At 44.3% G+C, this 2,456-nt stretch carries 2 protein-coding genes; both read left to right on the top strand.

The window, feature by feature from the left end; translation table 11 throughout:
• The first annotated feature begins 125 nt into the window (after nucleotides 1-125).
• Nucleotides 126-476 carry a hypothetical protein gene (locus ABD892_RS11080; RefSeq protein WP_345195711.1) on the top strand — a complete coding sequence of 117 codons (351 nt, stop codon included), beginning with the start codon at nucleotides 126-128 and terminating at the stop codon, nucleotides 474-476.
• 683 nt (nucleotides 477-1,159) lie between these two features.
• Complete coding sequence (gene kynU / locus ABD892_RS11085) at nucleotides 1,160-2,395, top strand: kynureninase (protein WP_345195712.1); 1,236 nt, start codon at nucleotides 1,160-1,162, stop codon at nucleotides 2,393-2,395.
• The last annotated feature ends 61 nt before the right edge of the window (nucleotides 2,396-2,456 follow it).

The raw sequence follows: 2,456 nt of genomic DNA on the forward strand, positions 1-2,456 counted from the left end.
ATGACACGTCTCCTAACCCAAGGAAAACCAGTGTCGTAAGTTTAGACGGGAGAATGGCTTATGTTAGGTGGTAATCAGGAAGATTTAAAAGAATCTTTTTATCCAGCAACATGATCGCAATGTTAATGCCATTAGCTTATGCAGAAACCGATAAAATCCCAAATGCAAATAATGGAGGAAACTATGACGTCTTTAACATTGCCAATCACTCAGAGGGCACTATCAGAGCGGAATACCGCGAAGAAATAACAACTCATCTCGTAAAAACATCGGATCCCATTGAACCCAACAGTTACTTACAAGACAAGATATTTTGCGAATATACCAAATGCACAGCTATATACATTCGGTTTATTGATAGCCAAGGTAAGGAATTATGTATAGCCGATACAAAAGAGGCAATCTACAAGCCAGAGCAAACATATGCAGTAAACTATTACAAACTAGGCTCCTGTGATATTCGCAGAACAAAATAGTACTGAAGGTGCCATGCTTCAAAAAGGTTGAAACCTAGGGAAACGGCGAATAAGTCCCTTTTTCCCAAAACAGTACCAGTAATACCAAGAATTACCGAAGGTGAGGGTGGACTTATTCGCACCTTCCCTAGTACGGGAATAAGTAAACAGCCTATGGTGTTATAATGTTCCTCTGCACAATAGCCGCTAATGGTTGTGTGGCCTATACCGTCGAGCGATTCAGGGTTCTTTGTGATGGTTACGAATTCCGAACACTTCAAACATTCTTTGATTCGATATCGTTATTGACTGTCAGTCGCATCCTGTTCAAATGGCGCCGATGAATGGGAATTATCACATCTAACATACCAATTCTTATTACGGCGATATTAAGTGCTGCCTGATAAATGCATTCCTTGATGTGGCTACCGAAGATATGTGCCATAGCTTGCCTGACAGCGCATTCTGATCGAGAAAGAAAAGCTAACGACAACAGACTGTATTAATAAACTTATTGTACATTGGTGCGACCAACCACAAAGGGTAAGTTAGCCATTCAATTGCTTGCCCCGTCTGAAAGGGGCGATTGTTTCTTTCAACACAGCAGTAAAACCACTTGCTACCCAGATGGCAGTCTTCCACCCATCAGAAAGTTCTACTTTATTTAATGTCAGTATTTTTTGGAGAGCAAAGGAGCGATGAACATGCAATTTGTCAATTCAAAGGCCTTTGCTCAAGGACTTGATGAAACAGATCCATTGCGCTCGTTTCGATCACAGTTTTTTTTTCCTAAAGTACGCCCCGATGCTGAATATCTCTACCTTTGCGGAAACTCTCTAGGATTACAGCCACGTTCCACCCGAACAATGATTAACGAAGAGCTGGATGACTGGGCTAAGTACGGCGTTGAAGGGCACGTTGAAGCGAAAAGACCCTGGATTGCCTACCATGAGAATCTGACTAAAATGATGGCCAAGATTGTAGGCGCCAAACCCCACGAAGTCGTCTGTATGAACAGTCTCACTGTCAACCTGCACCTTATGATGGTTTCTTTTTATCGTCCTGAAGGAAAACGCCGTCAGATTCTCATTGAGGCTGGCGCATTTCCTTCTGACCAGTATGCTGTTGCCTCTCAGGTTCGCTTTCATGGTTTTGATCCCAATACTGATATTTTAGAGTTAGCGCCGCGGGAAGGTGAGGATACTCTACGCACTGAAGATATTCTTTCTTATATCAATGAGCATGGGGAAAAGGTCGCCTTGATCATGCTTGGCGGTGTGAATTACCTCAGCGGTCAAGCCTATGATATGGTCGCAATTACTAAAAAAGGTCATGAAAAAGGCTGTACTGTTGGCTTTGACTTGGCTCATGCCGCAGGCAATATCACTCTTGAACTCCACGATTGGAACGTGGATTTTGCGGTTTGGTGCACTTACAAATATCTAAACTCAGGCCCTGGAGGGGTTGCTGCTGCTTTTGTTCATGAACGAAACCTTGATAAGGATCTCCCTCGTTTTGAAGGCTGGTGGGGTCATAACAAGGAGCGCCGCTTTAAGATGGAAGCCGAGTTTGATCCGATTCCCTTCAGTGTTGAGGCATGGCAGCTATCCACCCCTCCCATCTTCCTCTTAGCCTCCTTACGGGCCTCCTTGAAACTATTTGACCAAGCCGGGATGAAAAGTATTCGAGCAAAAAGTAAAACACTAACATCCTACCTTGAGTTTTTAGTGGAAGATACGTTTGGAAGCCGTGATTGGATCATCACACCCCGCGCCCCTTCTGAGCGAGGCGCTCAGCTATCTTTTCGAATTCCCAAAGATGGGCATGGTGTCCTTGAAGCGCTACGCAATCGCGGTGTGATCTGTGACTTTAGAGAGCCGAATATTATCCGGGCAGCACCAGCTCCTTTATATAACAGTTACCCCCCTGTGCCAGCATAGTTGTCGCCTCTTCTGAAATTTCCAACTTAAACAGGGGGTGGTCAGTGAGTAATCAATGACC

This window comes from Kistimonas scapharcae (assembly GCF_039540975.1).
In the GTDB taxonomy this organism is placed as follows: domain Bacteria; phylum Pseudomonadota; class Gammaproteobacteria; order Pseudomonadales; family Endozoicomonadaceae; genus Kistimonas; species Kistimonas scapharcae.